24 protein-coding genes and 1 riboswitch are annotated in these 24,698 nt (G+C 74.0%); of the genes, 12 read left to right on the top strand and 12 right to left on the bottom strand.

Annotation, left to right across the window (positions count from 1 at the left end; all coding sequences use genetic code 11):
• Nucleotides 1–15: 15 nt before the first annotated feature.
• Together kdpA and kdpF are read right to left on the bottom strand one after the other, a co-directional pair.
• Nucleotides 16–1,671 (bottom strand): potassium-transporting ATPase subunit KdpA, encoded by a 1,656-nt coding sequence (gene kdpA / locus SM573_RS15390; protein ID WP_474616339.1) that lies wholly within the window; start codon nt 1,669–1,671, stop codon nt 16–18.
• Complete coding sequence (gene kdpF / locus SM573_RS15385) at nt 1,671–1,760, bottom strand: K(+)-transporting ATPase subunit F (RefSeq protein ID WP_091344381.1); 90 nt, start codon at nt 1,758–1,760, stop codon at nt 1,671–1,673. The genes kdpA and kdpF overlap by 1 nt, the downstream gene beginning before the upstream one ends.
• Nucleotides 1,761–2,133: 373 nt before the next feature.
• Between kdpF and SM573_RS15380 the strand changes: the two genes are divergently transcribed.
• Nucleotides 2,134–3,288: an acyl-CoA dehydrogenase family protein gene (locus tag SM573_RS15380; RefSeq protein WP_474612849.1), complete on the top strand. Its 1,155-nt coding sequence runs from the start codon at nt 2,134–2,136 to the stop codon at nt 3,286–3,288.
• On the top strand, nt 3,278–4,387 hold the full coding sequence (locus SM573_RS15375; RefSeq protein ID WP_474616338.1) for a CaiB/BaiF CoA transferase family protein: 1,110 nt from the start codon (nt 3,278–3,280) through the stop codon (nt 4,385–4,387). Before SM573_RS15380 ends, SM573_RS15375 begins: the two co-directional genes overlap by 11 nt.
• 47 nt (nt 4,388–4,434) lie before the next feature.
• On the opposite strand, the gene SM573_RS15370 is transcribed toward SM573_RS15375, so the two are convergent.
• Nucleotides 4,435–5,811, bottom strand: coding sequence for a cation:dicarboxylate symporter family transporter (locus SM573_RS15370; protein ID WP_474612847.1), 1,377 nt, complete (start codon nt 5,809–5,811; stop codon nt 4,435–4,437).
• A 111-nt stretch (nt 5,812–5,922) separates the two neighbouring features.
• Between SM573_RS15370 and SM573_RS15365 the strand changes: the two genes are divergently transcribed.
• Together SM573_RS15365 and SM573_RS15360 are read left to right on the top strand one after the other, a co-directional pair.
• On the top strand, nt 5,923–7,512 hold the full coding sequence (locus SM573_RS15365; RefSeq protein ID WP_474616337.1) for a sensor histidine kinase: 1,590 nt from the start codon (nt 5,923–5,925) through the stop codon (nt 7,510–7,512).
• Nucleotides 7,509–8,219 (top strand): response regulator, encoded by a 711-nt coding sequence (locus SM573_RS15360; protein WP_474612845.1) that lies wholly within the window; start codon nt 7,509–7,511, stop codon nt 8,217–8,219. The genes SM573_RS15365 and SM573_RS15360 overlap by 4 nt, the downstream gene beginning before the upstream one ends.
• Here SM573_RS15360 and SM573_RS15355 read toward each other — a convergent pair.
• The gene (locus SM573_RS15355; protein WP_474612844.1) at nt 8,174–9,025 is read right to left on the bottom strand and encodes a cytochrome c oxidase assembly protein; all 852 of its coding nucleotides are present in this window, start codon (nt 9,023–9,025) and stop codon (nt 8,174–8,176) included. The two genes, SM573_RS15360 and SM573_RS15355, sit on opposite strands and share 46 nt — an antisense overlap.
• Nucleotides 9,022–9,465 (bottom strand): DUF2243 domain-containing protein, encoded by a 444-nt coding sequence (locus SM573_RS15350; RefSeq protein ID WP_474616336.1) that lies wholly within the window; start codon nt 9,463–9,465, stop codon nt 9,022–9,024. The genes SM573_RS15355 and SM573_RS15350 overlap by 4 nt, the downstream gene beginning before the upstream one ends.
• Nucleotides 9,466–9,612: 147 nt before the next feature.
• Between SM573_RS15350 and SM573_RS15345 the strand changes: the two genes are divergently transcribed.
• The 4 genes from SM573_RS15345 (at nt 9,613) to SM573_RS15330 (ending at nt 13,060) form a co-directional block, all read left to right on the top strand.
• Nucleotides 9,613–10,872 carry a DUF2786 domain-containing protein gene (locus SM573_RS15345; protein WP_474616335.1) on the top strand — a complete coding sequence of 420 codons (1,260 nt, stop codon included), beginning with the start codon at nt 9,613–9,615 and terminating at the stop codon, nt 10,870–10,872.
• 136 nt (nt 10,873–11,008) lie between these two features.
• Nucleotides 11,009–11,374, top strand: coding sequence for a YciI family protein (locus tag SM573_RS15340; protein WP_474612841.1), 366 nt, complete (start codon nt 11,009–11,011; stop codon nt 11,372–11,374).
• A complete protein-coding gene (locus SM573_RS15335; RefSeq protein WP_474616334.1) occupies nt 11,371–12,627 on the top strand; it encodes an RNA polymerase sigma factor in 1,257 nt (418 codons plus the stop codon). The genes SM573_RS15340 and SM573_RS15335 overlap by 4 nt, the downstream gene beginning before the upstream one ends.
• Before the next feature lie 10 nt (nt 12,628–12,637).
• Nucleotides 12,638–13,060, top strand: coding sequence for a dihydrofolate reductase family protein (locus SM573_RS15330; RefSeq protein WP_474612839.1), 423 nt, complete (start codon nt 12,638–12,640; stop codon nt 13,058–13,060).
• Between the two features lie 14 nt (nt 13,061–13,074).
• On the opposite strand, the gene SM573_RS15325 is transcribed toward SM573_RS15330, so the two are convergent.
• The 5 genes from SM573_RS15325 to SM573_RS15305 all read right to left on the bottom strand — a co-directional run bounded on the left by SM573_RS15325 (nt 13,075) and on the right by SM573_RS15305 (nt 17,631).
• The gene (locus SM573_RS15325; protein ID WP_474616333.1) at nt 13,075–13,575 is read right to left on the bottom strand and encodes a hypothetical protein; all 501 of its coding nucleotides are present in this window, start codon (nt 13,573–13,575) and stop codon (nt 13,075–13,077) included.
• Between the two features lie 233 nt (nt 13,576–13,808).
• Nucleotides 13,809–13,982 carry a CsbD family protein gene (locus SM573_RS15320; RefSeq protein ID WP_474616332.1) on the bottom strand — a complete coding sequence of 58 codons (174 nt, stop codon included), beginning with the start codon at nt 13,980–13,982 and terminating at the stop codon, nt 13,809–13,811.
• Between the two features lie 169 nt (nt 13,983–14,151).
• Nucleotides 14,152–16,410: a heavy metal translocating P-type ATPase gene (locus SM573_RS15315; RefSeq protein ID WP_474616331.1), complete on the bottom strand. Its 2,259-nt coding sequence runs from the start codon at nt 16,408–16,410 to the stop codon at nt 14,152–14,154.
• Nucleotides 16,411–16,421: 11 nt separating this feature from the next.
• Nucleotides 16,422–17,402 (bottom strand): hypothetical protein, encoded by a 981-nt coding sequence (locus tag SM573_RS15310; RefSeq protein ID WP_474612835.1) that lies wholly within the window; start codon nt 17,400–17,402, stop codon nt 16,422–16,424.
• A 19-nt stretch (nt 17,403–17,421) separates the two neighbouring features.
• Nucleotides 17,422–17,631 (bottom strand): heavy-metal-associated domain-containing protein, encoded by a 210-nt coding sequence (locus SM573_RS15305; protein WP_474612834.1) that lies wholly within the window; start codon nt 17,629–17,631, stop codon nt 17,422–17,424.
• Nucleotides 17,632–17,776: 145 nt separating this feature from the next.
• On the opposite strand from SM573_RS15305, the gene SM573_RS15300 reads away from it, so the two are divergent.
• Complete coding sequence (locus SM573_RS15300; protein WP_474612833.1) at nt 17,777–18,073, top strand: metal-sensitive transcriptional regulator; 297 nt, start codon at nt 17,777–17,779, stop codon at nt 18,071–18,073.
• A 3-nt stretch (nt 18,074–18,076) separates the two neighbouring features.
• On the opposite strand, the gene SM573_RS15295 is transcribed toward SM573_RS15300, so the two are convergent.
• Nucleotides 18,077–20,203 (bottom strand): heavy metal translocating P-type ATPase, encoded by a 2,127-nt coding sequence (locus tag SM573_RS15295; RefSeq protein ID WP_474616330.1) that lies wholly within the window; start codon nt 20,201–20,203, stop codon nt 18,077–18,079.
• Between the two features lie 358 nt (nt 20,204–20,561).
• On the opposite strand from SM573_RS15295, the gene SM573_RS15290 reads away from it, so the two are divergent.
• Nucleotides 20,562–21,923 carry a YibE/F family protein gene (locus SM573_RS15290; RefSeq protein WP_474612831.1) on the top strand — a complete coding sequence of 454 codons (1,362 nt, stop codon included), beginning with the start codon at nt 20,562–20,564 and terminating at the stop codon, nt 21,921–21,923.
• 166 nt (nt 21,924–22,089) lie between these two features.
• A riboswitch (cyclic di-AMP (ydaO/yuaA leader) is annotated at nt 22,090–22,220 on the top strand.
• 4 nt (nt 22,221–22,224) lie between these two features.
• The gene (locus SM573_RS15285) at nt 22,225–23,241 is read left to right on the top strand and encodes a coiled-coil domain-containing protein (protein ID WP_474612830.1); all 1,017 of its coding nucleotides are present in this window, start codon (nt 22,225–22,227) and stop codon (nt 23,239–23,241) included.
• Nucleotides 23,242–23,375: 134 nt separating this feature from the next.
• Here the strand turns inward: SM573_RS15285 and SM573_RS15280 are convergent, their stop codons facing one another.
• On the bottom strand, nt 23,376–24,056 hold the full coding sequence (locus SM573_RS15280; protein WP_474612829.1) for a carbonic anhydrase: 681 nt from the start codon (nt 24,054–24,056) through the stop codon (nt 23,376–23,378).
• A 238-nt stretch (nt 24,057–24,294) separates the two neighbouring features.
• Here SM573_RS15280 and SM573_RS15275 point away from each other — a divergent pair, with 238 nt between their 5' ends.
• Entirely contained in the window at nt 24,295–24,672 is a 378-nt protein-coding gene (locus SM573_RS15275; RefSeq protein ID WP_474612828.1) for a helix-turn-helix transcriptional regulator, read from the top strand.
• Nucleotides 24,673–24,698 lie beyond the last annotated feature (26 nt).

Below are 24,698 nucleotides of genomic sequence, written 5' to 3'. Positions count from 1 at the left end.
CGTTCCTCATGGGGATCAGAGCCCTTCGGCCAGCGGGCCGAGCGCGAGAGCGGGCAGGAAGGTCAGCGCGACGAGGACCACCGTGACGCCGGCGACCATCCCGACGAAGAGCGGGCGGTGGGTCGGCAGGGTGCCCTCGGACGCGGGCACGGGCTGCTGCCGGGCCAGCGCACCGGCCAGGGCCAGCACGAAGATGATCGGCAGGAACCGGCCGAGCAGCATGCACAACCCGAGCGCCGTGTCCCACCAGGTGGTGTTCACCGTGATGCCGGCGAACGCCGAGCCGTTGTTGTTGCTGGCCGACGTGAACGCGTAGAGCACCTCGGAGAGCCCGTGCGGGCCGACGTTCAGGGCGGTGGCGTTGTTGCCGGTGGCGAAGGCCGCCGCCGTGCCGATCAGCACCAGGGCCGGCGTGATCAGGAAGTACATCGAGGCGAACTTGATCTCCCGGGCGCCGATCTTCTTGCCCAGGTACTCGGGCGTGCGGCCGACCATCAGGCCGGCCACGAAGACCGTGATCACCGCGAGGATCAGCAGGCCGTACAGGCCCGCGCCGACGCCGCCGGGCGCCACCTCGCCGAGCATCATGTTGACCAGCGGCATCATGCCGCCCAGCGGGGTGAACGAGTCGTGGAACGAGTTGACGGCACCGGTGGAGGTCAACGTGGTCGCCGCGGCGAAGGTGGCCGAGTTCGACACGTCGAACCGGACCTCCTTGCCCTCCAACGCCGCGCCGACCGCCTGCGGCACGGTGCCGTGCCCGGTCAGCTCGAAGACGTTGGTGAGGGTGACGCTGGCCAGCGCGAGGATGGCCATCACGGCGACGATCGCGTACCCCTGCCGCCGCTGGCCGACCATCCGGCCGAAGACCCGGGGCAGGCTGAACGGGATCAGCAGGATCAGGAAGATCTCCACCCAGTTCGTCCAGGCCGTCGGGTTCTCGAACGGGTGGGCGCTGTTGGCGTTGTAGAAGCCGCCACCGTTGGTGCCCAGCTCCTTGATTACTTCCTGGCCGGCCACCGGGCCACCGGTGATCGTCTGGCTGCCGCCGGTCAGCGTGGTCACGTCGGTGCCGGCGGAGAGGTTCTGCACCACCCCGCCGATCATCAGCACGATCGCGCCGAGCACGGCGACGGGCAGCAGGATCCGCAGGGTGATCCGGGTCAGGTCGACCCAGAAGTTGCCCAGGTGCTCCGTCCGGTGCCGGGCGAACCCGCGCACCAGGGCGACGGCGACCGCGATGCCGACCGACGTGGAGACGAAGTTCTGCACCGCGAGGCCCGCCATCTGCACCAGGTGGCCCATGGTCGACTCACCCGAGTACGACTGCCAGTTCGTGTTGGTCACGAACGACACCGCGGTGTTCCAGGCGCCGTGCGGCACCACCGGGTCGAAGCCCAGCGACAACCAGAGCTTGTCCTGCACCCGCTGGAACAGGTAGAGGAACAGCAGTGACACGACCGAGAAGGCCAGCACGCTGCGGGCGTAGACGCCCCAGCTCTGCTCGGCGGCCGGGTTGACCCCGACCAGCCGGTAGATCCCGCGCTCGACGCGGGACTGCCGGGTGCCGGAGACCACCCGGTGCATGTAGTCGCCGAACGGCCGGTGGACGGCGACCAGCGCCACCACCAGCGACAGGACGAAGATGACGCCGGCTGTTGTCATGGTCATCAGAAGCGCTCCGGGAACAGCAGGGCGGCGACCAGGAAGATCCCCAGGCCGATCGCGAGCACCAGGCCGACGGCGTTGACGGCGCTCACAGCTTCTCCACCGCCCGGACCACCAGGGCGAGCGCCGCGAAGAGCGCCACCGTCAGGACCACGAACACCACGTCAGACACGCTGACTCCTCGTACGGATAAGGTTCGTCGCGACCGCCCACCGGTCGCGCCGGGCAATCAAAGCCCTCGGGAAAGGGGCGCGGCAGGGCCTATAACGGGACCATGACGGCGGCGTTCGGCTTTTTGACGCCCTTTTCACGGCCCGCCCTCCTTCGGGTGAACCGGGCCACACCATCGGCCGTTCCGGCTGGTCGGGTGCGTTCGCGGCGCGGTCCGAGCGGCGGACGCGGGGCCGGTCGGGCGGCGATCGAGGTCTGTTGACACGTTGCCGAACGGGCACGAGGGTGGGGGCCATGTCGACGCCCCATCCCTCGCCGTGGCGCACGCCGGAGCACGACGACCTGGCCGACCTGGCCCGACGCTTCTTCGTGAAGGAGGTCGTGCCGCACGCCGACCGGCTGGCCGCCCAGGGCCACCCGGACCGCGAGCACTACCGCCGCGCGGGCGAGCTGGGCCTGCTCGGCCTCTCCGTCCCCGAGCAGTACGGCGGCGGGGGCGGCGACTTCACCCACGAGGCGGTGATGCTCCAGGAGCAGACGTACGCCGGGGAGAGCAGCCTCGGCCTGGCCGTGCACAGCGGCATCGTCACCGGCTACCTCGTGGCGTACGGCAGCGAGGAGCAGAAGCGGCGCTGGCTGCCCGGTCTGTGCCGCGGCGAGTTGGTCGGCGCCATCGCGATGACCGAACCGGACGGCGGCTCGGACCTCCAGGCGATGCGCACCCGGGCGGTCCGCGACGGCGACGACTACCTCGTCACGGGCGCGAAGACGTTCATCAGCAACGGCGGGCTGGCCGACCTGATCATCGTGGCCGTCAAGACCGATCCGGGGCAGCGCGCGGCCGGCATCTCCCTGCTGGTCTGCGAGGTCGGCGGCGACCCGGAGGGCTTCCGCCGGGGGCGGCTGCTCTCCAAGATCGGCCTGCACGCCAACGACACGGCCGAGCTGTCCTTCGACGGGCTCCGGGTGCCGGCGGCCAACCTGCTCGGCGACGCCGAAGGGCTCGGCTTCGTGCAGCTCATGCAGCAGCTTCCCCAGGAACGGCTGGTCATCGCGGTGGGCGCGGTCGCCGCCATGGAGCGGGCCGTCGAGCTGACCGTGGCGTACGCGAAGGAGCGGACCGCGTTCGGCAAGCCGCTGCTCGGGCACCAGAACACGCGCATGGTGCTCGCCGAGTGCGCGACCCGGGCCCGGGCGAGCCGGGTCTTCCTGGACGACTGCGTCGCGCGCCACGCCCGCGGCGAGCTGGACGTGGCGACCGCCGCCATGGCGAAGTACTGGCTCACCGACGGCCAGTGCGAGGTCATCGACCGCTGCCTGCAGCTCTTCGGCGGGTACGGCTACACCACCGAGTACCCGATCGCCCGCATGTACGCCGACGCCCGGGCGCAGAAGATCTACGGCGGCACCAACGAGATCATGAAGGAGCTGATCGCCCGTGCCCTCTGACGGCGGCGGGCCGCTGGCCGGCGTGCGGGTGGTCGAGCTGGCCAGCCTCGCGCCCGCGCCGTTCGGCTGCATGGTCCTGGCCGACCTCGGTGCCGACGTGGTCCGGGTGGACCGTCCCGGCGGCCCCGACGCGGGCCGGCTGGCCGCGCCCGAGGGCGGGCCGTTGCAGCGCGGCCGGCGGGTCACCGCCCTGGACCTGAAGACGCCGCAGGGCGTGGCGGACCTGCTCCGCCTGGTGGACCGCGCGGACGTGCTGGTCGAGGCGTACCGGCCGGGGGTCGCCGAGCGGCTGGGCTTCGGCCCGGAGGTGGCCCTCGCCCGCAACCCCCGACTGGTGTACGCCCGGATGACCGGCTGGGGGCAGGACGGCCCGCTGGCGGCCCGGGCCGGGCACGACATCGACTACATCGCGGTGGCCGGGGCGCTGGAGCCGCTGGGCCGCGCGGGCGAACGCCCGTACGCGCCGTTGAACCTCGTCGGGGACTTCGCGGGCGGCGGCATGCTCCTCGCGGTCGGGGTGCTGGCCGCGCTGCTGGAGCGGGAGCGCTCCGGCGTCGGGCAGGTGGTGGACGCGGCGATGGTCGACGGCTCGGCGCTGCTGACCGCGTTCCTGCACGGCATGCTCGGCGCCGGGCTCTGGTCGGCGCCGCGCGGGCGCAACCTGCTCGACGGTGGGGCGCCGTTCTACGACACGTACCGCACGGCGGACGGCGGCTTCATGGCCGTGGGCGCGCTGGAGCCGGCGTTCTACGCCGCCCTCCTCACCGGCCTGGGCCTGGCCGACGATCCCGGCCTGCCCGCCCAGTACGACCCGACCGGCTGGGAGGAGCTGCGCCGCCGGTTCGCCGAGCGGTTCGCGAGCCGGACCCGGGACGAGTGGACGGCCGTCTTCGCCAACCTGGACGCCTGCGTGGCGCCGGTGCTCGCCCCCACCGAGGCGCACCGGCACCCGCACAACGCCGCCCGGGGCACGTTCGTCGAGGTCGGCGGCGAGATCCAGCCGTCCCCGGCCCCCCGCTTCAGCCGCACCCCACCGCCACCCCCCACCCCACCCCGACCTCCCGAGCCGGTGTCACGGATCGTGGACGGATCCTGGTAGGAGCGCGCCGCTGAAGGGCGCATTCCTACCAGGATCCGACGCCGCACCTACACCCGCGCCGGTTCGCGCTCCGGGTCGACAGTCGACGGGTCCGGGTCGTCGTCGTGCTCCTCGTCGAGCATGGTGGCCTCGTCGAACGGCCGCTCGCCGGAGAGCACCGCCTGCGCCTGCTCGCGGTCGAACTCACCGGTCCAGCGGCCGATCAGCACGGTGGCGACGGCGTTGCCGGCGAAGTTGGTCAGCGCCCGCGCCTCGGACATGAACCGGTCGATGCCCACGATGAGGCCGACCCCGTCGACCAGGTCGGGCCGGTGCGACTGGAGGCCGCCGGCGAGCGTGGCCAGGCCGGCGCCGGTGATGCCCGCGGCGCCCTTCGAGGCGATGATCATGAAGACCAGCAGCGAGACCTGCTCGCCCACGGAGAGCGGGTCGCCCATCGCGGAGGCGATGAAGAGCGAGGCCATGGTCAGGTAGATGGCGGTGCCGTCCAGGTTGAAGGAGTAGCCGGTCGGCACGGTGATGCCCACGACCGGCTTGCTGACCCCGACGTGCTCCATCTTGGCGATCAGTCGCGGCAGCGCCGACTCCGACGACGAGGTGGAGACGATCAGCAGGAACTCCCGGCCCAGGTAGCGCAGCAGCGAGAAGATCGAGATCCGGGCCACGAACCACAGCAGCGCACCGAGCACCACCAGCACGAAGATCAGGCAGGTGGCGTAGAAGCCGAGCATGATCTGCGCGAGGCTCTTGAGCGCGTCCACTCCCGTGGCGCCGACCACCGCCGCGATCGCGCCGAAGGCGCCGATCGGAGCCAGCCACATGATCATGGTCAGGATCTTGAAGACCAGGCGCTGGATGGTGCCGACGGCCCGCAGGACGGGCTCGCCCCGGCGGCCCATGCCCTGCACGGCGAAGCCCACGAGGAGGGCGACCAGCAGCGTCTGGAGCACCTCACCGCCGGTCAGCGCGGAGAGCAGCGAGGTCGGGATGATGCCGAGCAGGAAGTCGACGGTCCCCTCGCTCTCGGAGCCCGCCGCCTTCTGGCCGGCCTCGGCCAGCTCGCTGCTGAGGTGGAGCCCGGAGCCGGGGTGGACCAGGTTGCCCACCACGAGGCCGATGGCCAGCGCGACGGTCGACATGACCAGGAAGTAACCGAGCGCCAGGCCGCCGACCTTGCCGACCTTCGCGGCCTGGCGTACGGAGCCGACACCGAGCACGATCGTGCAGAAGATGACCGGGCTGATCATCATCTTGATCAGCGCCACGAAGCCGGTGCCCAGGGGCTTGAGCTCCTGCGCCGCGTCGGGGGCCGCGAAGCCGAGGAGGATGCCCGCCAGGACGGCGACGATCACCGCGAGATACAGGAAGTGTGTGCGGTCGCGCCGGGACCGCGCGACCGGTGTGCTGGTGGTGGGGGTCTGCATGGCTGAGACTGTGGCCCAGGTCTCACCCGGAATCAGCCTTGCGTTCATTCTGTTCACCGACCTGAGGTGCCGGCGGAGCAGGGGCGCGACGGCCCGTCACGACGAGGAGACATGACCGGACGGAAGTGGAGCATCGCGGGCCAGCTGTTCGCCCTCCAGGTCCTGGTGGTGACGCTGCTCGTGGCCGCCGCCACCCTGGGGGTCGCGCTGGTCGCGCGCGCCGACGCCCGGGAGGCGGCCCGCGACGAGGTGCTGGCCGTCGCCGAGACGGTGGCCCGCTCCCCGGACGTCGCCCAGGCGCTGCGCTCCCCCGACCCGTCCGCCACCCTCCAGCCGTACGCCGAGTCGATCCGGCGCGCCACACGGACCGACTTCGTGGTGGTCATGGCCCCGGACCGCACCCGCTATTCGCACACGGACCCCGCCCAGATCGGGCGACCGTTCATCGGCGAGATCGCGCCGGCGCTGGCCGGGCGGCCGATCACCGTGGTCAACACCGGCACCCTCGGCGAGTCGGTCCGGGCGGTGGTGCCGGTTCGCGCCGCCGACGGCACCGTGACCGGGCTCGTGTCCGTCGGCATCACCACCGAGGCGATCAACCGGAAGCTGCTCGACCGCTCCCCCGTGCTGCTCGTCGCCACCGCCGCCGCCCTGGCCCTGGCGGCCGCCGGGTCCTGGCTGCTCAGCCGGCGACTGCGCCGGCAGACCCACGGCCTGGGCCCCGCCCAGATCACCCGGATGTACGAGTACTACGACGCGGTGCTGCACTCCGTCGGCGAGGGACTGGTGGTGATCGGCCCGGACGGCCGGATCGCGTTGATCAACGACGAGGGCCGCCGGCTGCTGGGGCTGCCGGCCGACGCGGCGCTGGTGGACCGCCCGGTGACCGAGGTGCCGCTGCCCGCCCTCCTGACCGAGCTGGTCACGACCGGACGGACCGCCCGGGACGAGCTGATCCTCACCGCCGACCGCGCGCTGGTGGCCAACCTCCGGCCCACCGGCACGGGTGGCCGGGCCATGGGCACCGTGCTGACCCTGCGCGACCACACCGACCTGCGCGCCCTGACGAGCGAGCTGGACTCCGTCCGCGGGCTCACCGAGGCGCTGCGGTCGCAGGCGCACGAGGCCGCGAACCGGCTGCACACCGTGCTCACCCTGGTCGAGCTGGGCCGCACCGAGGAGGCCGTGCGGCTGGCCACCGAGGAGATGGCGTCGGCCCAGCAGCTCACCGACCAGGTGGTCGGCGCGATCGCCGAGCCGGCCCTGGCCGCGCTGCTGCTCGGCAAGTCGGCCCAGGCCGCCGAGCGTGGCGTCGAGCTGACCGTCGACCCCGCGTCCCGGCTCGACGTGGGCACCCTGCCCGTGGGAGACCTGCTCACGGTGGTCGGCAACCTGGTCGACAACGCGCTGGAGGCGGTCGCGGGCGGGCAGCCGCCCCGGCGCGTACGCGTCCGGGTGACCGAGGCCCCCGGCGACGTGCTGGTGGAGGTGACCGACAACGGCGCCGGGCTGCCGCCGGAGCGGGTCGCCGACGCGTTCCGCCGGGACTGGTCGACCAAGGCCAGCGGCCGGGGCCTCGGTCTCGCCCTGGTGGGGCAGGTGCTCGCCCGGCACGGCGGCCGGCACGAGGTGGCGGCCGCCGCGGCAGGCGGGACCGTGTTCCGGGTGCGGCTGCCGGTGCCCGCGGAGCGGACGGCATGAGCGACCACGGCGCGGGCACCGGGACGGCCGACATCCGGGTGCTCGTCGTCGAGGACGAGGAGCTGATCGCGGAGGCGCACCGCGCGTACACCGAGCGGGTCCCCGGCTTCCGCGTGGTCGGCGTGGCGCACGACGCCCGGGAGGCCATGCGGGTGCTGCGGCGTACCGGCGCGGACGCGGTCGATCTGGTGCTGCTCGACCTGCACCTGCCCGATATGCCCGGCCTGGACGTCTGCCGCGCGATGCGCGCGGCGGGCAGTGACGCGGACGTGCTGGCCGTCACGTCGGCCCGCGACCTGGCGATGGTCCGCGCCGCGGTGGCCCTCGGGGTGACGCACTACCTGCTCAAGCCGTTCACGTTCGCCGCCTTCCGGGACAAGCTGGAGCGGTACGCCGAGTACCGGAGGCAGACCTCGGCGGGCGGGGCGGTCGCCGCGCAGCACGAGGTGGACCGGATGCTCGCCACCCTGCGGGGGACGGCGCCGGACACGCTGCCGAAGGGCCTGGTCGCGCAGACGCTCGACGCCGTGCTGGACGTGCTGCGTCGCCGGCCGGGGCTCTCCGCCTCCGAGGTCGCCGAGCACGCCGGGATGTCGCGGGTCACGGCCCGGCGCTACCTGGAGCACCTGGCCGAGAGCGGCCGCGTCACCCGTACGCCGCGCTACGGCACGCCGGGACGTCCCGAGGTGGAGTACCGCCCCACCTGACGGCCGGCCGGCTCGCCACGCCGCCGGTCGGACCCCCCGCCGCGACGCCCGCGGAGGCGGTACCAGCCGGCGAAGAGGGCCGTGGCGAGCAGCAGCTCGGCGAGGTCACCGCCGTAGTACATGAGCACGGCGGCCTCGTGCAGCGCCGCGACGTCCCGGCCCTCCAGGCCGGGCGGCAGCGTCTCGGCGCGGGCGTAGAGGTACTTCGCCAGCACCGAGTGCCCGGCCGCCGCGACGAGCAGGGCGCCGGCGCGTACGGGCAGGCCGGGGCGGCGGGGCGCCGGGTCCGGCCCGGCGACGGACCAGGCGAAGAGGTAACCGGCGAGCAGGTAGTGCAGGTGCAGCCCGTGGTGCAGCAGGGAGTGGTGCTCCGCCGACGCGTACAGCGGGGTGAGCATGACCAGGTAGAGCCCGCCGGTGCTGAGCAGCGCCGCCGTGGCGGGATGGGCGAGCAGGTGCACCGGGCGGGCCCGCAGCACCCGCCCGACGGCCCGGCGGACCGGTGGCGTGGCGACCCGCAACAGCAGGGTCACCGGGGCGCCGAGCGCCAGCGCGAGCGGCGCCAGCATGCCGAGGAGCAGGTGTCGCGCCATGTGCCCGGCGGGACCGCCGGGCAGCGGACCCGGTGGGCCCAGGGCGAGGGCCAGCAGGGCGCACCCGGCGAGCCAGGCCGCGGTGCGCCGCCGTCGCCAGCCGCGCCGGTCCCGGGAGACGGCGAGGAGGTACGCGCCGGCCAGCAGGGCGACCAGCGCCAGCGGCAGCAGGTCCGCGTCGGCGGACCGGTGCGGCCCCGCGAGCACGGTCACCGGGCCCGGGCCCGCCGGGACCAGGCTCTCCAGGTGAGCAGTGCGCCGGCGACCAGCAGCAGGCCGCCCCCCACGTTCCACGCCACGTCGTACGGCAGCAGGTGCACCCCGTACCGGATCTGGTGCAGCCGCAGCACCTTGTGGTCGACGATGCCGTCGAAGACCTGGAACGCGCCGGCGCCCAGCAGGAACCCGCCCCAGGCGGAGCGGGGCGCCAGCACCTGCCGACGGCGCAGGTCGGCGAACCAGAAGAAGCCGCCGACCAGGGCCAGCAGCTCGGCCGCGTGCAGCAACCCGTCGGAGAGCAGCGCCACCGACGGCGTCGAGCGATCGTAGAAGTGGTGCCAGCCCAGGATCTGGTGGAAGACGATCTCGTCGACGGCGGCCATCACGGCGACGCCGATCACGGCACCGGCGGCCGTCGACCGGCGATCGTCCATCGCGTACCCACCTCACCTCGCGTCCGACCCCGCACTACCCGAAACCGGACGGAACATGCCGGACCTCCGGTACCCGTCGGGTGTCCGGCCCGACGGCGGGCATGATCGTGGTGGTGGCACCGGGCCGCCGACGAGGAGGGATGACGCGTGCCGGACGCCGAGGAGTTGATCGCGGACGCTCTCACGGCCGCCCGTGGCAGCGACGTACGCCTCGCGGAGCGGCAGCTGGACCGGCTCGTGGTCGGCACGGGCGCGGCCGACGGCGCGGCGGACGTGGACGCCGCGCTGCTGCGGCGGCTGGCGAACGACGTGGGCCGGCTCTGGCCGCGCGGCTGGCAGCCGAAGGATCTGGCCCGCCTCGCCGACCGGCGGTTGGGTGCCCGGCCGGCGCGGCTGCTGCGCGACGCGATGGCCGCGCAGCGACGCGACCTGCCGGCCCCGGTCCCGTCCTGGTGGGACGCGCAGCTCCGTGACCTGGACGCCCAGGTGTGGTGGCCGGACGACCGGGGGCACCTCACGGCCTGGGCGGCGCGGGAGGGCATCGACCGGGTGACCGCGTTGCGGGAGGCCGTGGACGCCCTCGCGCTGGTGGCGGGGTTGCCGCCGATCGCCGTGCTCCGTCCGCCGCCGGGCGCGACGACGACGGGCCGGGCGGCCCGCGCGGCGGGTGGTCGCAGCGGCTCGCGGATCCTCGACCGGGTCCGGGCGTTGCTGGCGAAGGCGGAGTCGACGACCTTCCCCGCCGAGGCCGAGGCGCTGACCGGCAAGGCGCAGGAGCTGATCGCCCGCCACCGCGTCGACGAGGCGCTGCTCGCCGCCGAGACGCAGCGGCCCGACCTGCCCGGTGGGGTGCGGCTCGGCACCGACGCCCCGTACGCGGGCGCGAAGGCGCTGCTGGTGCAGGAGGTGGCGGCGGCGAACGGGTGCGAGTCGGTGTGGTCGGACGACCTCGGCTTCGCCACCGTGCTCGGCTGGCCGGACGACCTGGCCGCCGTCGAGCTGCTCTACACCTCGCTGCTGGTGCAGGCCACCGCCGCGATGCTGCGTGGCCGGGAAGAGCGCCGTACGGCGACCGGTGGCCGGCGCACCCGGGGCTACGACGAGTCCTTCCTCAACGCGTTCGCGCTGCGGATCGGGGAGCGGTTGCGGGCGGCCACCGAGGCGGCGAACCGGGAGGCGGCCGAGGAGGCGGGCGCCGACCGGCTGCTGCCGGTGCTGGCCGCGCGCGGCGAGGCGGTCCGCGAGCGGCTGGACACGCTCTTCCCCGGCGTCACCCGGGAGCGGCTGACCGTCCGGGACGAGGAGGGCTGGCTCTCCGGCACGTCGGCCGCCGATCGGGCGTCGCTCGACGTGGGCGGGACCCGGTCACCGCGGCAGGTCCGGGGCGGTCGGCGCGGCCGACGCTGAGCCGGCCGGCGTGCCCGTCCCCGCCGGGGCGAGGTTTCTGGGATTTTCTTCCGGGCGGGTGTAGGGAACGGGGCTCCGGCTCCGACCCCTCGGTGAGCCGCACCACCGACGGGCGGCGAGGACGCGAGGAGCGGACATGAAGTACATGCTGTTGATCTGGAACCGGCCCGGCTTCGTCGAGGAGCTCTCCGAGCAGGAGCGGGTGGCGCTCTTCGGTGAGGTTGACGAGATCATGAAGGAGCTCTCCGAGTCCGGCGAGCTGGTCGGCGGTCAGGCGCTCGCCGACCCGTCGCAGACGCGTACGGTCCGGCTGGCCGGCGGCCATCCGGAGGTCGTCGACGGCCCGTTCATGGAGAGCAAGGAGCAGTTCGCCGGATACCTCGCGGTCGACTGCGACACCCCGGAACGCGCCGCGGAGATCGCGAGCCGCTGGCCCGACGTGCGGTACGGCGGCGTCATGGAGGTCCGCCCGATCATGGACGAGGCCGGGACGGAGATGTGACAGCCGGGTCGCACGAGGTCGAGGAGCTGCTGCGCGCGCTCGCGCCGCAGGTCCTCGGCCTGCTCGTCCGCCGGCACGGCCAGTTCGACAGGTGCGAGGACGCGGTCCAGGAGGCGCTGCTCGCGGCCGCGCTCCAGTGGCCGGAGCAGGGCGTGCCGGAGAACCCGCGCGCGTGGCTGCTCACCGTGGCCACCCGGCGGCTCACCGACGAGTGGCGCAGCGAGCGCGCCCGCCGGGACCGCGAGGTGGCGGTGGCCGTACGGGAGCCGGCGTACGCCACGGTCGCCCCGGCGGCGGACGCGGAGCCGCCGGCCGGCGACGACACCCTGCGCCTGCTGTTCCTCTGCTGCCATCCGGCGCTGGCCCGGTCGGCCCAGGTGGCGCTGACCCTGCGCGCGGTCGGCGGTCTGAGCACGGCGCAGATCGCCCGGGCCCACCTGGTGCCCGAGGCGACGATGAGCCAGCGCATCCGCCGGGCCAAGCAGCGGATCGAGGCGACCGGGGCACGGTTCACGATGCCGTCCCCGGCGGAGCGGGACGAGCGGCTGAGCGCCGTGCTCCAGGTGCTCTACCTGATCTTCAACGAGGGGTACACCGCCTCCAGCGGGGCGGACCTGCACCGCGCCGAGCTGACCGGGGAGGCGATCCGGCTGACCCGGATGCTGCACGGGCTGCTCCCCGGCGACGGCGAGGTGGCGGGGCTGCTCGCGTTGATGCTGCTCACCGACGCGCACCGGGCGGCGCGGGTCGGTCCGGGCGGTGAGCTGGTGCCGCTGGCCGAGCAGGACCGCACGCTCTGGGACCGGGCCGCCATCGAGGAGGGCGTCGCCCTGGTCACCGAGGCGCTCACCTGGTCGGCGCCCGGCCCGTACCAGCTCCAGGCGGCGATCGCGGCGGTGCACGCCGAGGCGCCCTCGGCGGCCGAGACCGACTGGCCGCAGATCCTCGCGCTCTACCGGCTGCTCGCCCGGGTCGCCCCGAACCCGATGGTGACCCTCAACCAGGCGGTCGCGGTGGCCATGGTGGACGGTCCCCGGGCCGGGCTCGCGACGCTCGCGCCGCTGGCGGAGGACGACCGCACCGCGAGGCACCACCGGGTCGCGGCCGTACGCGCGCACCTGCTGGAGCTGGCCGGCGAACCGGGGCCGGCCCGTGAGGAGTACCTGGCCGCCGCGCGGGCCACCACCAGCCTTCCGGAGCAGCGGTACCTGGAGCTGCGAGCCGCCCGGCTCGCGGCCGGCGAGCACGAGTGAGGACGGATCCGTGAGCATCGTGACCTGTCAACTGTCGATCTCGCTGGACGGCTACGTGGCCGGGCCGGAGCAGAGCCTCCAGGACCCGCTCGGCCGCGGCGGCCTGCGGTTCGTGCTCACCCACCGTCCGCGCGCGTCGCTGCCGATGGCCGGCGGCACCGAGTTCCGGTTCGTCACCGACGGCGTCCACTCCGCGCTGGAGCAGGCCCGGAAGGCGGCGGGTGGCCGCAGGGTCGCGGTCGCCGGCGGGGCGAGCACGGTGCGGCAGTGCCTCATGGCCGGTCTGCTCGACACGCTCCAGCTGCACATCGTCCCGATCGTGCTCGGGGCCGGCGAGCGCCTCTTCGAGGGAGTCGGGGACGTCCGGCTGGAGCAGACCGAGGTGGTCGCCGGGCCGACCGTCACCCACGTGACCTACCGGGTGCTCCGCTGACCTGCCCGGGGGCTTCAGGGGCGGCACTCGCGCATGAGGCGGCCCGGGATCTCCGTGAAGGTGTCGTCCAGCCAGGCGGACGTACGCTCGGCCCGGGTGCCGGTGTCGATCTTGTCCGCGGTGCCGGCCACCAGCGCCCTGATCTCCGGGTCCTGGGCCCGGCGTGCCTGGGCCCGCACCTGGTCGGCGAGGTCGGCGAGGGTCCGCCGGAACCGGTCGCGGATCTGCTCACCGGTCAGCTCGCGCTCGGTGGCCGCGGTCGAGTCCGCGGCGATCTTCCGGCTGGCGTCGATGATGAGGCGGTCGACCGCCTGGCACACCTCGACGGTGTTGGCGGCGGTCACGGGCGACGGGCTCGCGGTGGGTGTCGCCGCAGCGGCCGGCGTGGTGGGGGCGGGGCCGCTCGGGGTGCTCTCCCCCGACTCGGCGCCGGGCGCCTGGCATCCGGCGAGCAGCACGGCGAGCAGGGCCGCGGCGGGGGCGACCCGCCGGCCGGTCGACGTGGGCTGGGACATCGTCCTCTCCCGTCCGTGGTGGGCGTCGTCCCCCGCTCGACCCGTCCGCGCGTACCTCGTCCTGCCAACGATCCGGTGCCGGGCCGGGACACGTCGCGCGCGGCTTCCGGGCCGGGTGCGTCGTCACGACGCGAACCGGCCGGCCCACCGGGTGTCGTGCGGGACCGCGAGCGGGCTCCGCACACCGCACGCCGGGCCGGAGTGGACCAGCCCGGCGTGCGTACGAGACGCGGTCAGCGCTTGAAGGCGTCCTTCACCTTTTCGCCGGCCTGCTTGAGGTTCGCGGCGGTCTGGTCGTTGCGGCCCTCGGCCTCCAGCCGCTCGTCGTCGGTGGCCCGGCCGGCGTGCTCCTTGACCTTGCCCGCCGCGTCCTCGGCCGCGTTGCCGATCTTGTCGTCCATACCCATGACGAACCTCCCTGGGAAGCGTCGCTACGCCGCCCAGATACCCCGCAGAACCCCCCACCAACCGCCCTCACCCGTACGAGCCCCGCCCCGCGCCGCCTCCCACCCGTTGATCAAGAGGTTTGCGGCGCTCGGAAAGATCGAGAACGCCGCAAACCTCTTGATCACCGCGTCAGGCGGGGAGGGGACGGAAGCGGCGGAGGCGGAGGCTGTTGGCGACCACGAAGACCGAGGAGAGGGCCATGGTGGCGCCCGCGATCATCGGGTTGAGCAGCCCGGCCGCCGCCAGCGGCAGCGCCGCCACGTTGTAGCCGAACGCCCAGACCAGGTTGCCCCGGATCGTGTTGAGCGTGCGCCGGGCCAGCCGGATCGCGTCCACGGCGGCGGTCAGGTCACCGCGGACCAGCGTCAGGTCGGACGCCTCGATCGCCACGTCGGCGCCCGTACCCATGGCCAGCCCGAGGTCGGCCTGGGCCAGCGCGGCCGCGTCGTTGATCCCGTCGCCGACCATCGCGACGGCACGGCCCTCGCCCTGGAGCCGCCGCACCACGTCGACCTTGTCGGCCGGCAGCACCTCGGCGATCACCTGGTCGATGCCGACCTCGGCCGCCACCGCCCGCGCCACCGTGGTGTTGTCGCCCGTGAGCAGCACCGGGGTCAGACCCAGCTCACGCAGCCGGGCGACGGCGGCTCGGCTGGTGGGCTTGACCACGTCGGCGACCGCGAGGACCCCGCGGGCCCGCCCGTCCCACCCGGCCAGCACCGCCGTCCGCCCGGCGGCCTCCGCGTCGGTCACCGCCCGTTCGACCTCCGAAGGTACGACGAGACCCCGCTCCCGCAGCAGCCGGAGCCGCCCGACGATCACCTCCCGGCCGTCCACCGACCCGGTCACGCCGAGCCCCTCGACGTTGGCGAAGCCGCTGACCGGCGGCAGCGCGCCGGCCTCGGCGGCGCCGGCGGCCACCGCGCGGGCGATCGGGTGCTCGGAGGCGGTCTCCAGCGCCCCGGCCAGCCGCAGCAGGTCGTCGGCGTCGGTGCCCTCGGCGGGCAGCACGTCCACCAGGGTCATCCGGCCGCTGGTCACGGTGCCGGTCTTGTCCAACACGACCGTGTCCACCTTGCGGGTGCGCTCCAGCGCCTCCGGCCCCTTGATGAGGATGCCGAACTGGGCGCCGCGGCCGGTGCCGACGAGCAGCGCGGTCGGGGTGGCCAGGCCGAGGGCGCACGGGCAGGCGATGATCAGGACGGCCACCGCGGCCGTGAACGCCGCCGTCGGCCCGGCCCCGGTGCCGAGCCACCAGCCCAGTGTGCCAGCGGCCAGGGCGATCACGATCGGGACGAAGACCCCGGAGATCCGGTCCGCGAGCCGCTGCACCGCCGCCTTGCCGCTCTGCGCCTGCTCGACGAGACGGGCCATCTGGGCCAGTTGGGTGTCTCCGCCGACGCGGGTCGCGGTCACCACCAGCCGGCCTCCGGCGTTGACCGTGGCGCCGACGACGGCGTCGCCCGGGCCGACCTCGACGGGGACCGACTCGCCGGTCAGCATGCTGGCGTCGACGGCCGAGGTGCCCTCGTCGACCACGCCGTCCGTGGCGATCTTCTCGCCGGGCCGGACGACGAACCGGTCCCCGACCGCGAGCTGGTCGACGGGGATCCGCGTCTCCGCCCCGCCACGCAGCACGGCCACGTCCCGGGCGCCGAGTTCGAGCAGCGCGCGCAGCGCGGCCCCGGCGGTCCGCTTCGAGCGGGCCTCGAAGTACCGTCCGGCGAGGATGAACGTGGTCACCCCGGCCGCCGCCTCCAGGTAGATGTTCCCGGCGCCGTCGGAGCGGGTGATGTCGAAGCGGAAGGGGTGCGTCATGCCCGGCATCCCCGCGTCGCCCAGGAAGAGCGCCCAGAGCGACCAGCCGAAGGCCGCGACGGTGCCCACCGAGACGAGGGTGTCCATGGTGGCGGCGCCGTGCCGCAGGTTGATCAGGGCGGCCCGGTGGAACGGCAGGCCGCCCCAGACGACGACCGGCGCGGCCAGGGTCAACGACAGCCACTGCCAGTAGTCGAACTGCCAGGCCGGCACCATGGCCAGCAGGATCACCGGGACGGTGAGCGCCACCGACACCCAGAGCCGGTCGCGCAGGCCGCGCAGCTCGTCGACGGGCGCCTCGGCGGCCACCCCCTCCGCCGCGGGCGGGAGCGGCACCTTCGCCGTGTAGCCGGTCTTCTCGACCGTGGCGATCAGGTCGTCCGGGGTGACCTCGTCGGCGTACCGGACGGTGGCCTTCTCGGTGGCGTAGTTGACGGTGGCGGAGACGCCCTCCATCCGGTTGAGCTTCTTCTCGATCCGGGCCGCGCAGGAGGCGCAGGTCATGCCCCCGATGGCGAGTTCGATCTGGTTCGGCGCCGTCGGCAGCGGTGTGCTGCTGGTGGTGGTCATCACGGCTCCCGTCAGTTGTGCCCGTGACCGGGCGTGCCGTGCTCGGCGGTGCCGGTCGGGTCGGGTGTGCCGGGCGTGGGTGCGATCTCGCTGGCCGGGGCCCCGGCCACGACGGTGAATTCGGCGGTACGCACCACGCCGGCGTGCTTGAAGTCGAGGTAGAGGCGGTAGGTGCCGACGGAGGGCACCTCGGCCTGGAAGGTGACGTCCGGCCCGGGGCGCGTCCGCCCGTCGCCGGGCGCGCCGTCCGGGTGCACGTGCAGGTACGCGAGGTCGCCCTGGCGCAGCGCCACCAGGTGCCCGTACGCCCCGAGGTAGGGCTCCAGGTCGGTGACGGGGGCGCCGTCGCGGGTGACCGTCAGGGTCAGCGCGGCCGTGTGCCCGGGCCGCGGGTCACCGGCCAGGGCGACGGTGTAACCGTCGACGGTCGTGCTGGCGGCCGGCGCCGGCAACGGCCGTGCGGTGAGCGGGCCGGGCACGGTCACGTCGACGCCGAGGGTGAGCGCCTCCCCACCGGTGGGGGCGAAGTCGGCGAAGACCCGCCACACGCCGGGCCCGTCGAGCGGGGACGCGATCCGCCAGGTGCCGTCCGCCCCCATCTCGGGGTGCACGTGCCGGTAGCCCGACAGGTCGCGTCGCGCCACGATCAGGTGCATCCGCTTGTCGTGCTCGACGTCGTACGCCGTCACGGGCCGGCCGTCGGGGCCGGTGATGCGGAAGGCGAACTCGCCGGCCGGCGCGGTGACCGGGGTGAGGGTGTAGCCACGGTCCGAGACGAGCAGGCCGCCGGGGATCCCGCCGCCCCGCGGGTCGCCGTGCCCGGCGTCGGAGTGCCCGGTGGTGCCGGTGTCGCCGTGTCCGGTGGCGGTCTCGTCTTGACGGGATTCGGCGGCCGGGGTGACGGGGCCGACCATCTGGCCGACCCCGTACGCCGCGCCGAACACCGCCGCCAGACCGAGAGCGAAGCCGCTCAACTTCATCGCGGTGTTCATGGTGGTACCTCGATCCGGGTCAGGCGTCGACGAGGTCGTAGCCGGCCTCGTCGACGGCGGCGCGAACCGCGCTGGTGTCCAGCGGGCTCTCACTGGTGACGGTGACCCGGCCGCTGGCCAGGTCGACCTGGACGTCGCTGACGCCTGGGATCGCGCCGACCTCGGCGCTGACCGAGCTGACGCAGTGGCCGCAGGTCATGCCCTGCACCTGGTACGTCGTGGTGACCATCGGACCTCTCCTTCCGCCGCCCAGCCTATACCCCCTAGGGGTAATTGCCGGGCAGACTCGTCCCCTTGTTCCGTACCGGTACCCGGTGGGGGTACCGACACGGGGAACCGTAGCATACCCCCAGGGGGTACGCTATCCTTGTGGCATGACCACACCGACTCCGATCCGCGGATACACGGCCAGCAAGGACCAGTTGCTCGCGCGGCTGCGCCGGATCGAGGGACAGGTACGCGGCGTCGAGAAGATGGTCGACGAGGACCGCTACTGCATCGACGTGCTCACCCAGATCTCCGCGATCCAGGCCGCGCTGGACAAGGTCGCCCTCGGGCTGCTCGACGGGCACGCCCGGCACTGCATGCACGAGGGAGCCGCCGAGGGCCGCGCCGACGAGATGGCCACCGAGATGATGGCCGCCGTGGGCCGCCTCATGAAGCGCGGCTGACCCTCACTCCCGACCGAGGCGCACCCGGCGCAGCAGTTGCGCGTTGAGCGCCACCACGATCGTGGAGGCGGACATCAGCACCGCGGCGACCGCCGGGTTCAGCGCGAACCCCACCCCGGCCAGCACCCCGGCGGCCAGCGGCAGGGCGATCACGTTGTAGCCCGCCGCCCACGCGAGGTTCTGCAGCATCTTCCGGTACGACGCGCGCGACAGCCGGATCACCGCGGCCACCCCGCGCGGGTCGGAGGAGGCGAGTACGACTCCGGCGGACTCGATCGCGACGTCGGTGCCGGCGCCGATCGCGACGCCCACGTCGGCCCGGGCCAGCGCCGGCGCGTCGTTCACCCCGTCACCGACCATCGCCACGGTCAGGCCACGCCGCTGCAACTCGGTGACCTTGGCGTCCTTGTCCGCCGGAAGCACCTCGGCGAACACCTCGTCGCCCGCGCCGAACCCGAGATCGGCGGCCACCGCCTCGGCGACCGGCCGCGCGTCGCCGGTGATCATCGCGACCGTCCGTACGCCCTGGGCGCGCAACTCCGCGATCGCCTCGCGCGCCTCGGGGCGCACCTCGTCGGTCAGGGCGAGCGCCCCGAGCACGGCGTCCGGCAGCCGCACGAGGTGCAGCACGGCCGCTCCCCGGGCGCTCCAGGAGTCGACCGCGGGTCGCAGCTCCTCGGGAAGATCCACCCGAAGCTCCCGCAGCAGCGCCGGGCCGCCGACCGCGTACGCGACGCCCTCGACGGTGGCCTGCACCCCGCGGCCCGGCAGCGACCGGAACCCGGTCGCCCGGGCGGCCCCGCCGCGCGCGCCCGCCGCCGCCACGATGGCCCGGGCCAGCGGATGTTCACTGTCCGACTCGACGGCCGCGGCGAGCCGCACCAGCTCGTCCCGGTCGGCGCCGGACGCTGCGGCCACGTCGGTGACGGCGTGCTCGCCCCGGGTCAGCGTGCCGGTCTTGTCGAAGAGCACCGCGTCGACCGACCGCATCCGCTCCAGCGCCAGGCGGTCCTTGACCAGGATCCCGGCCTTCGCCGCGAGCGCCGTGGACAGCGCGATCACCAGGGGGATCGCCAGACCGAGCGCGTGCGGGCAGGCGATGACGAGCACCGTGACGGCGCGGACCACCGCCTCGTCGAGCCGGCCGAGCGACGTCCAGACCACCACGGTGAGCACGGCGGTGGCGGTCGCGACGTAGAACAGGGCGGCCGCGAACCGGTCGGCCAGGACCTGCGCGCGTCCACTGGACTGTTGCGCCTCGGCGACCATGCGCTGGATGCCGGCGAGCGCGGTCTGCTCGCCGACGGCCTCGACCCGCACCCGCAGCGCCGAGTCGGTGGCGACCGTCCCGGCCACCACCCGTTCCCCGACGGCCCGGGGCACCGGGCGGGACTCCCCGGTGATCATCGACTCGTCCAGCTCGGCCCCGCCGGCCACGACCTCGCCGTCCGCCGGCACCCGACCGCCCGGCCGGACGAGCACCACGTCACCGACCCGCAGGTCCCCGATCGGGACCGGCTCGACCTGCCCGTCTTCCGTCACCCGCTCGGCCTCGTCGGGCAGGAGCGCGGCGAGCGCCGCGAGCGCGCCCCGTGCCTGCCCGATCGCCCGCATCTCCTGCCAGTGGCCGAGCAGCATGATGGTGACCAGGGCGGCCAGCTCCCACCAGAAGTCCAGGTCGAAGGCGCCCGCGCTGGTGGCGAGCGAGGCGAGGTAGGCGACGCTGATCGCCATCGCCACCAGCAGCATCATGCCGGGCGCCCGGTCCCGCACCTCGCGTACGGCGCCGACCAGAAACGGCCAGCCGCCCCACCAGAAGACCACCGACCCGAGCACCGGCCCGACCCAGGAGAGGCCGGGCGCCTCCAGCCGGTAGCCGAACCAGTCCATGACCATGTGGCTGGTGACGACCACCGGCACGGTGAGCGCCAGGCACAGCCAGAACCGCCGCCGGAACATCTCCGGGTCGTGGCCGGCGTGCTTGTCGTGCCCGCCGTGGCCGGCACGCCCCCCGGCGTGCTCGTCGTGACCGGCGCCCCCGCTGTGCTGGCCGTGGCCGGCGGACGGGTCGGTGGGTGGGGGCGCGTCGGGCTCTGGATGCGGGTGCGACGAGGTCGGGTGGCCGGGCATGCCCCCACGATGCCGGTTCTCCGGCGCTCGCGCGCGCCTTCCGCCGCGCGCGTCGCCGTCCGGGCCGCGCCCTGGCCGGTGGTGGCGGGGGCGTGCCGCGCGCCGCGCGAGGCGCACCCAGCACCTCCCTGGTTAGCATTCCGACGATGGGTTTCCGGACACCGCGTCATCGAGCCCGCCGGGCGCCGGCTCCGCCCGCCGCCGGCGGCCCCGCCCGTCCGCTCGGGCACCTCGCCGTACGTGGTCACGCCGCCACCCTGCGGCCACCTGGTGCGGGCACCGCCGGGGGGATCCCGGATCGCTGAACCGATCACTCCGCCGGCACGTACCCCGCCCCGGAATCGTTGGGAGATTCGTCATGGGCGCTGACCACACCCGTCCCGCTCCGTCCGCCCCACCCCGGGTGCGACGGATCCTCGTCGCGACGGTGGTCCCCCTCGTCCTCGCCACGGTGGTCGCCGCCCTGCTGCTCTGGCCACGCGACGCGGCGGCGCCCGACGGCGGCGCCGACCCGCCCCGGTACCACGGCACGGTCACCCGCGTGGTGAGCGAACCCTGCCCGCCCGCCCCGGAGACACCGGAGGGGACGCCGGGTGGGCAACCACAGCGGTGCGGCTCGGTGACCGTCCGCGTGGAGAGCGGCCCGGCCTCGGGCCAGGAAGTGCAGGCACCGATCCCGGACGGCCCCGGCGCGCCCACCGTCGAGCCCGACGACGAGGTGATCGTGGTCGAGCTGTCCGACCCCGCCGACCCCTCGTCGGTGACCTGGAACATCGCCGAGCACCAGCGCGGCAAACCGTTGGTCTGGCTCGCGGTGGTCTTCGCCGCCGCGATCGTCGCGTTCGGCCGGTGGCGCGGCCTGGCGGCGCTCGCCGGTCTCGCCGCGAGCTTCGCCATCCTCCTCACCTTCGTGCTGCCGGGCATCAGCGCGGGCCGGTCACCGCTGCTCGTCGCCGTGGTCGGCGCCGCACTGATCATGTTCGTCGTCCTGTACCTGACGCACGGCGTCACCGCACAGACCTCGGTGGCGGTGCTCGGCACGCTGGGCAGCCTGGTGCTCACGGGCGTGCTGGGCACCGTGGCGACCGCCGCCACCCACCTCACCGGCTTCGGCAGCGAGGAGGCCACCACCCTGTCGATGTTCCAGGCCGACGTGGACCTGCACGGTCTGCTGCTGGCCGGGATCATCATCGGGTCGCTCGGCGTCCTCGACGACGTCACCGTCACCCAGGCGGCCACGGTGACCGAGCTGGCCCACGCGAACCCGGGGCTGTCCCGACTCCAGCTCTACCGCGCGGCCACCCGGGTCGGCCGGGCACACATCGCCTCCACCGTCAACACCATCGTGCTGGCGTACGCCGGCGCCTCGCTGCCGTTGCTGCTCCTGCTCACCGCCGACTCGCGGCCGGTGAGTCAGATCCTCACGAGCGAGTTCCTCGCCCAGGAGATCGTCCGCAGCGCGGTCGCCACGCTCGGGTTGATCGCCGCCGTTCCGCTGACGACCGGCCTCGCCGCGCTCGTCACCACGGCCGGTCGTGGCACCACCGCGCCGTCGAGCGACGAACCCGGCCCCACCGCCCCGGCCGCCCGGCCCGCGCCGGACCGGGCCGAGGTGTTGGAGGCGCTCGGCGCCGCCCGCCCCGGCCCCGCCTCCACCCCGCCTCCCGCCAGCCGCCGGGACTGGCCCGACCCGGACAGGAGCACGGACAGCGCATGGTGACACTCCTCAACGTGAGCAGGCGGTCCCGATGGCCTGAGGACTGCGTCACTCGTTACCCAGCGCTATGGCGAAATGACGCTTTTAGTCGGCATCCGGGCGTAGATCCCCACGATGCCTCTCGGGTAACCTCGCTGCCGGTCACCGCCGAAGGCGCGCAGCGGCGCCTGCGGTGCCACCGCCCAATCGCCACGCGGCGAACCGGGAACCCAGGTACGTGGGGTGAATCCGCGGCAGCGGTAGGGGCCACTTCCGCCCCGAACCCGTCAGCTAACCCGGTCGGCGGTCGACGGAAGGGAACACTGTGACGGCACCCCTACGCCGCTGGTTGACACCTGTGGTGGCCGTGTTCGCCGCGCTGGCCATGTTCGCCGGGCCCCTGCCGGCGTCCGCCGCGCCCAAGCCGAGCACCCCGTCCGGTCACGAGGACGACGACCCGCCACTGCTCACCGACGTCATCGAGACGACCAACCGCAACTACACCGCCGCGAAGGCCCGGTTGAACAAGTCGAAGCAGCGCCAGCAGGAGCTGAACCTGGAGGTCCAGAAGGCCCAGGCCGAGCTGGACGCGCTGGCACCCCAGGTCAGCGAGATCGCGGCACAGTCGTACCGGACCGGCCGGATCGGCGCGGTCGCCATGCTCCTGTCGAGCAACACCCCCGACTCCTTCGTGGAGCGCGCGACCGGCCTCGACGAGCTCAACATGGTCAACTCGCAGAAGCTGGCCCGCATCAACGAGGTCAAGAGCCGCGCCGAGCTGGCCAAGCTGGCGATCGACGCCGAGGTCCGGGAGCAACAGAAGCAGGCCGCCATCATGGCCAAGCAGAAGCGGGACGCGGAGAAGGCCCTCGCGCTCGTCGGCGGGAAGGGCTTCACGGGCGGCCTGGTGTCGGCCACCTCCCCGGTGGCGAAGATCGGCCCCGGCCGCACCGCCGACGGGGACTGGAAGTCGGAGTCGTGCAGCGAGAACGACCCCACCACCTCGGGCTGCATCACGCCGCGCACCCTGCACGCGTACAAGGAGGTCAAGCGAGCCGGCTTCAACCGCTTCGTCGGCTGTTACCGCCCCGGTGGCCCCTGGGAGCACCCGAAGGGCCGGGCCTGTGACTGGTCGTTGCAGAAGAGCGGCTTCTCGCCGTGGCACAACGACGACACCCGGATGTACGGCAACAACCTCGCCGCGTTCCTCATCCGCAACGCGGACCGGCTCGGCATCTACTACGTGATCTGGAACCGGCAGATCTGGTTCCCGGCGACCGGCTGGAAGTCCTACAGCGGTCCGTCCAACCACACAGACCACGTGCACATGTCGCTCCTGTAGCGACGACCCATGACGACGAGAGGACCGTCCCACTTTCACGCGGGGCGGTCCTCTCGCGCATCACGGATGGGGTGAAACCTCGGCCCGTCGGCCGGGGCGCGGCCTCGGCTCGCGCCTCGCCGGCTCGCCGGGGCTCAGACGGTCGCCGCGGGCAGCGTGCCGGCGACCTGGCGGACCTCGCCGGCCGCGAGCCGGTACGACATGCCGACCACCGCGCACCGCCCGGCCGCAACCTCGGCGGCCAGCGCGGCGGACCTGCCCAGCAGCGACTCGACCGTCTCCGCGATGTGGATGTCGACGATCCCGTTGATGTCGTCCACGCCCTCGGCCGTGGCACGGCGGAGGCTGGGCACGACGGCGTCCACGACCGCGCCGAGATGGCCGGGGGGCGGCGTGCCCGTCGCGACGGAGTCCCGGGCCGCCTGGACCGCACCGCACGAGTCGTGCCCGAGCACGACCACCAACGGGGCTCCGAGCACGGTGACCGCGTACTCGACGCTGCCCAGGACCTCCGGCCCGGTGGTGTGCCCGGCGGTGCGGACCACGAAGAGGTCACCGAGGCCACGGTCGAAGATGATCTCAGCGGCGAGCCGTGAGTCGGAGCAGCCGACGATCACCGCGAACGGGTGCTGCCCGACGGCGACGGCGGCACGGCGGCCGGCGTCCTGGTTGGGGTGGTCCGGTACTCCGGAGACGAACCGACGGTTGCCCGCGACAAGCTCGGCGAGCGCCTGCTCCGGGCGGAGGACCGGCGGCGTCGACTGGTCGAACCCAGTCCGCGTGCCCGGGTGCCCGGGCGATCCGGGTCCGCTCATCCCGCACCTCTATTCCCACGTGATCGGCCCTGGCCAGCCCCGTCGCAGGCCCTGGTCAACGGTCACACCCGAGCGAAGACCCGTCAAGGTATTCGTGATTTGCATTTCAGGTGTTGACGGGCGGATGACAGGCGGGCAGCACGCCACGGCGGAGCCTTCGAGATGAGCCCGAGCGGCCCTGGCCGGGCGGTGAGCCGTGCGAGCGGCCCGGGGCCGGCCAGCGGCACCGGGCCCTACGATGGCGGCCATGGCGACGATCGAGAGCGGTCACGGAAGCCCTCGGAACTGGACTTTCCTCACCAATCACGGCCATGTGCTGCTCGCCATCGCCCGTAACCCCACAGCCCGGCTGCGTGACGTCGCCGACGAGGTGGGTGTCACCGAGCGGGCCGCCCTCGCGATCGTCGCCGACCTGGAGGCCGGCGGCTACCTCAGCCGCACCCGGGTCGGCCGGCGCAACGAGTACACGCTGAACCCGGCAGGCCGGTTCCGCCACCCGGCCGAGGCGTACCTGGAGGTCGGCGCCCTGCTGGCCCTCTTCAGCGAGGCGCCGCCCAGCTCCGAGAGGCACCCGCCCGACGCGGACGCTTCCGACCCCGACCCTCGACCGCGCTGACCGGCCCCGGCCGCCACCCACGCCCA

This window comes from Micromonospora xinjiangensis (assembly GCF_056150165.1).
This window is presented reverse-complemented; position numbering and strand designations above follow the sequence as displayed.

Bases quoted from the DNA above. Each gene is read 5' to 3' on its own strand.
- kdpA (WP_474616339.1), bottom strand. From the start codon at position 1,671: ATGACCATGACAACAGCCGGCGTCATCTTCGTCCTGTCGCTGGTGGTG.
- SM573_RS15380 (WP_474612849.1), top strand. From the start codon at position 2,134: ATGTCGACGCCCCATCCCTCGCCGTGGCGCACGCCGGAGCACGACGAC.
- SM573_RS15370 (WP_474612847.1), bottom strand. From the start codon at position 5,811: ATGCAGACCCCCACCACCAGCACACCGGTCGCGCGGTCCCGGCGCGAC.
- SM573_RS15365 (WP_474616337.1), top strand. From the start codon at position 5,923: ATGACCGGACGGAAGTGGAGCATCGCGGGCCAGCTGTTCGCCCTCCAG.
- SM573_RS15360 (WP_474612845.1), top strand. From the start codon at position 7,509: ATGAGCGACCACGGCGCGGGCACCGGGACGGCCGACATCCGGGTGCTC.
- SM573_RS15350 (WP_474616336.1), bottom strand. From the start codon at position 9,465: ATGGACGATCGCCGGTCGACGGCCGCCGGTGCCGTGATCGGCGTCGCC.
- SM573_RS15340 (WP_474612841.1), top strand. From the start codon at position 11,009: ATGAAGTACATGCTGTTGATCTGGAACCGGCCCGGCTTCGTCGAGGAG.
- SM573_RS15325 (WP_474616333.1), bottom strand. From the start codon at position 13,575: ATGTCCCAGCCCACGTCGACCGGCCGGCGGGTCGCCCCCGCCGCGGCC.
- SM573_RS15320 (WP_474616332.1), bottom strand. From the start codon at position 13,982: ATGGGTATGGACGACAAGATCGGCAACGCGGCCGAGGACGCGGCGGGC.
- SM573_RS15315 (WP_474616331.1), bottom strand. From the start codon at position 16,410: ATGACCACCACCAGCAGCACACCGCTGCCGACGGCGCCGAACCAGATC.
- SM573_RS15310 (WP_474612835.1), bottom strand. From the start codon at position 17,402: ATGAACACCGCGATGAAGTTGAGCGGCTTCGCTCTCGGTCTGGCGGCG.
- SM573_RS15305 (WP_474612834.1), bottom strand. From the start codon at position 17,631: ATGGTCACCACGACGTACCAGGTGCAGGGCATGACCTGCGGCCACTGC.
- SM573_RS15300 (WP_474612833.1), top strand. From the start codon at position 17,777: ATGACCACACCGACTCCGATCCGCGGATACACGGCCAGCAAGGACCAG.
- SM573_RS15295 (WP_474616330.1), bottom strand. From the start codon at position 20,203: ATGCCCGGCCACCCGACCTCGTCGCACCCGCATCCAGAGCCCGACGCG.
- SM573_RS15290 (WP_474612831.1), top strand. From the start codon at position 20,562: ATGGGCGCTGACCACACCCGTCCCGCTCCGTCCGCCCCACCCCGGGTG.
- SM573_RS15280 (WP_474612829.1), bottom strand. From the start codon at position 24,056: ATGAGCGGACCCGGATCGCCCGGGCACCCGGGCACGCGGACTGGGTTC.
- SM573_RS15275 (WP_474612828.1), top strand. From the start codon at position 24,295: ATGGCGGCCATGGCGACGATCGAGAGCGGTCACGGAAGCCCTCGGAAC.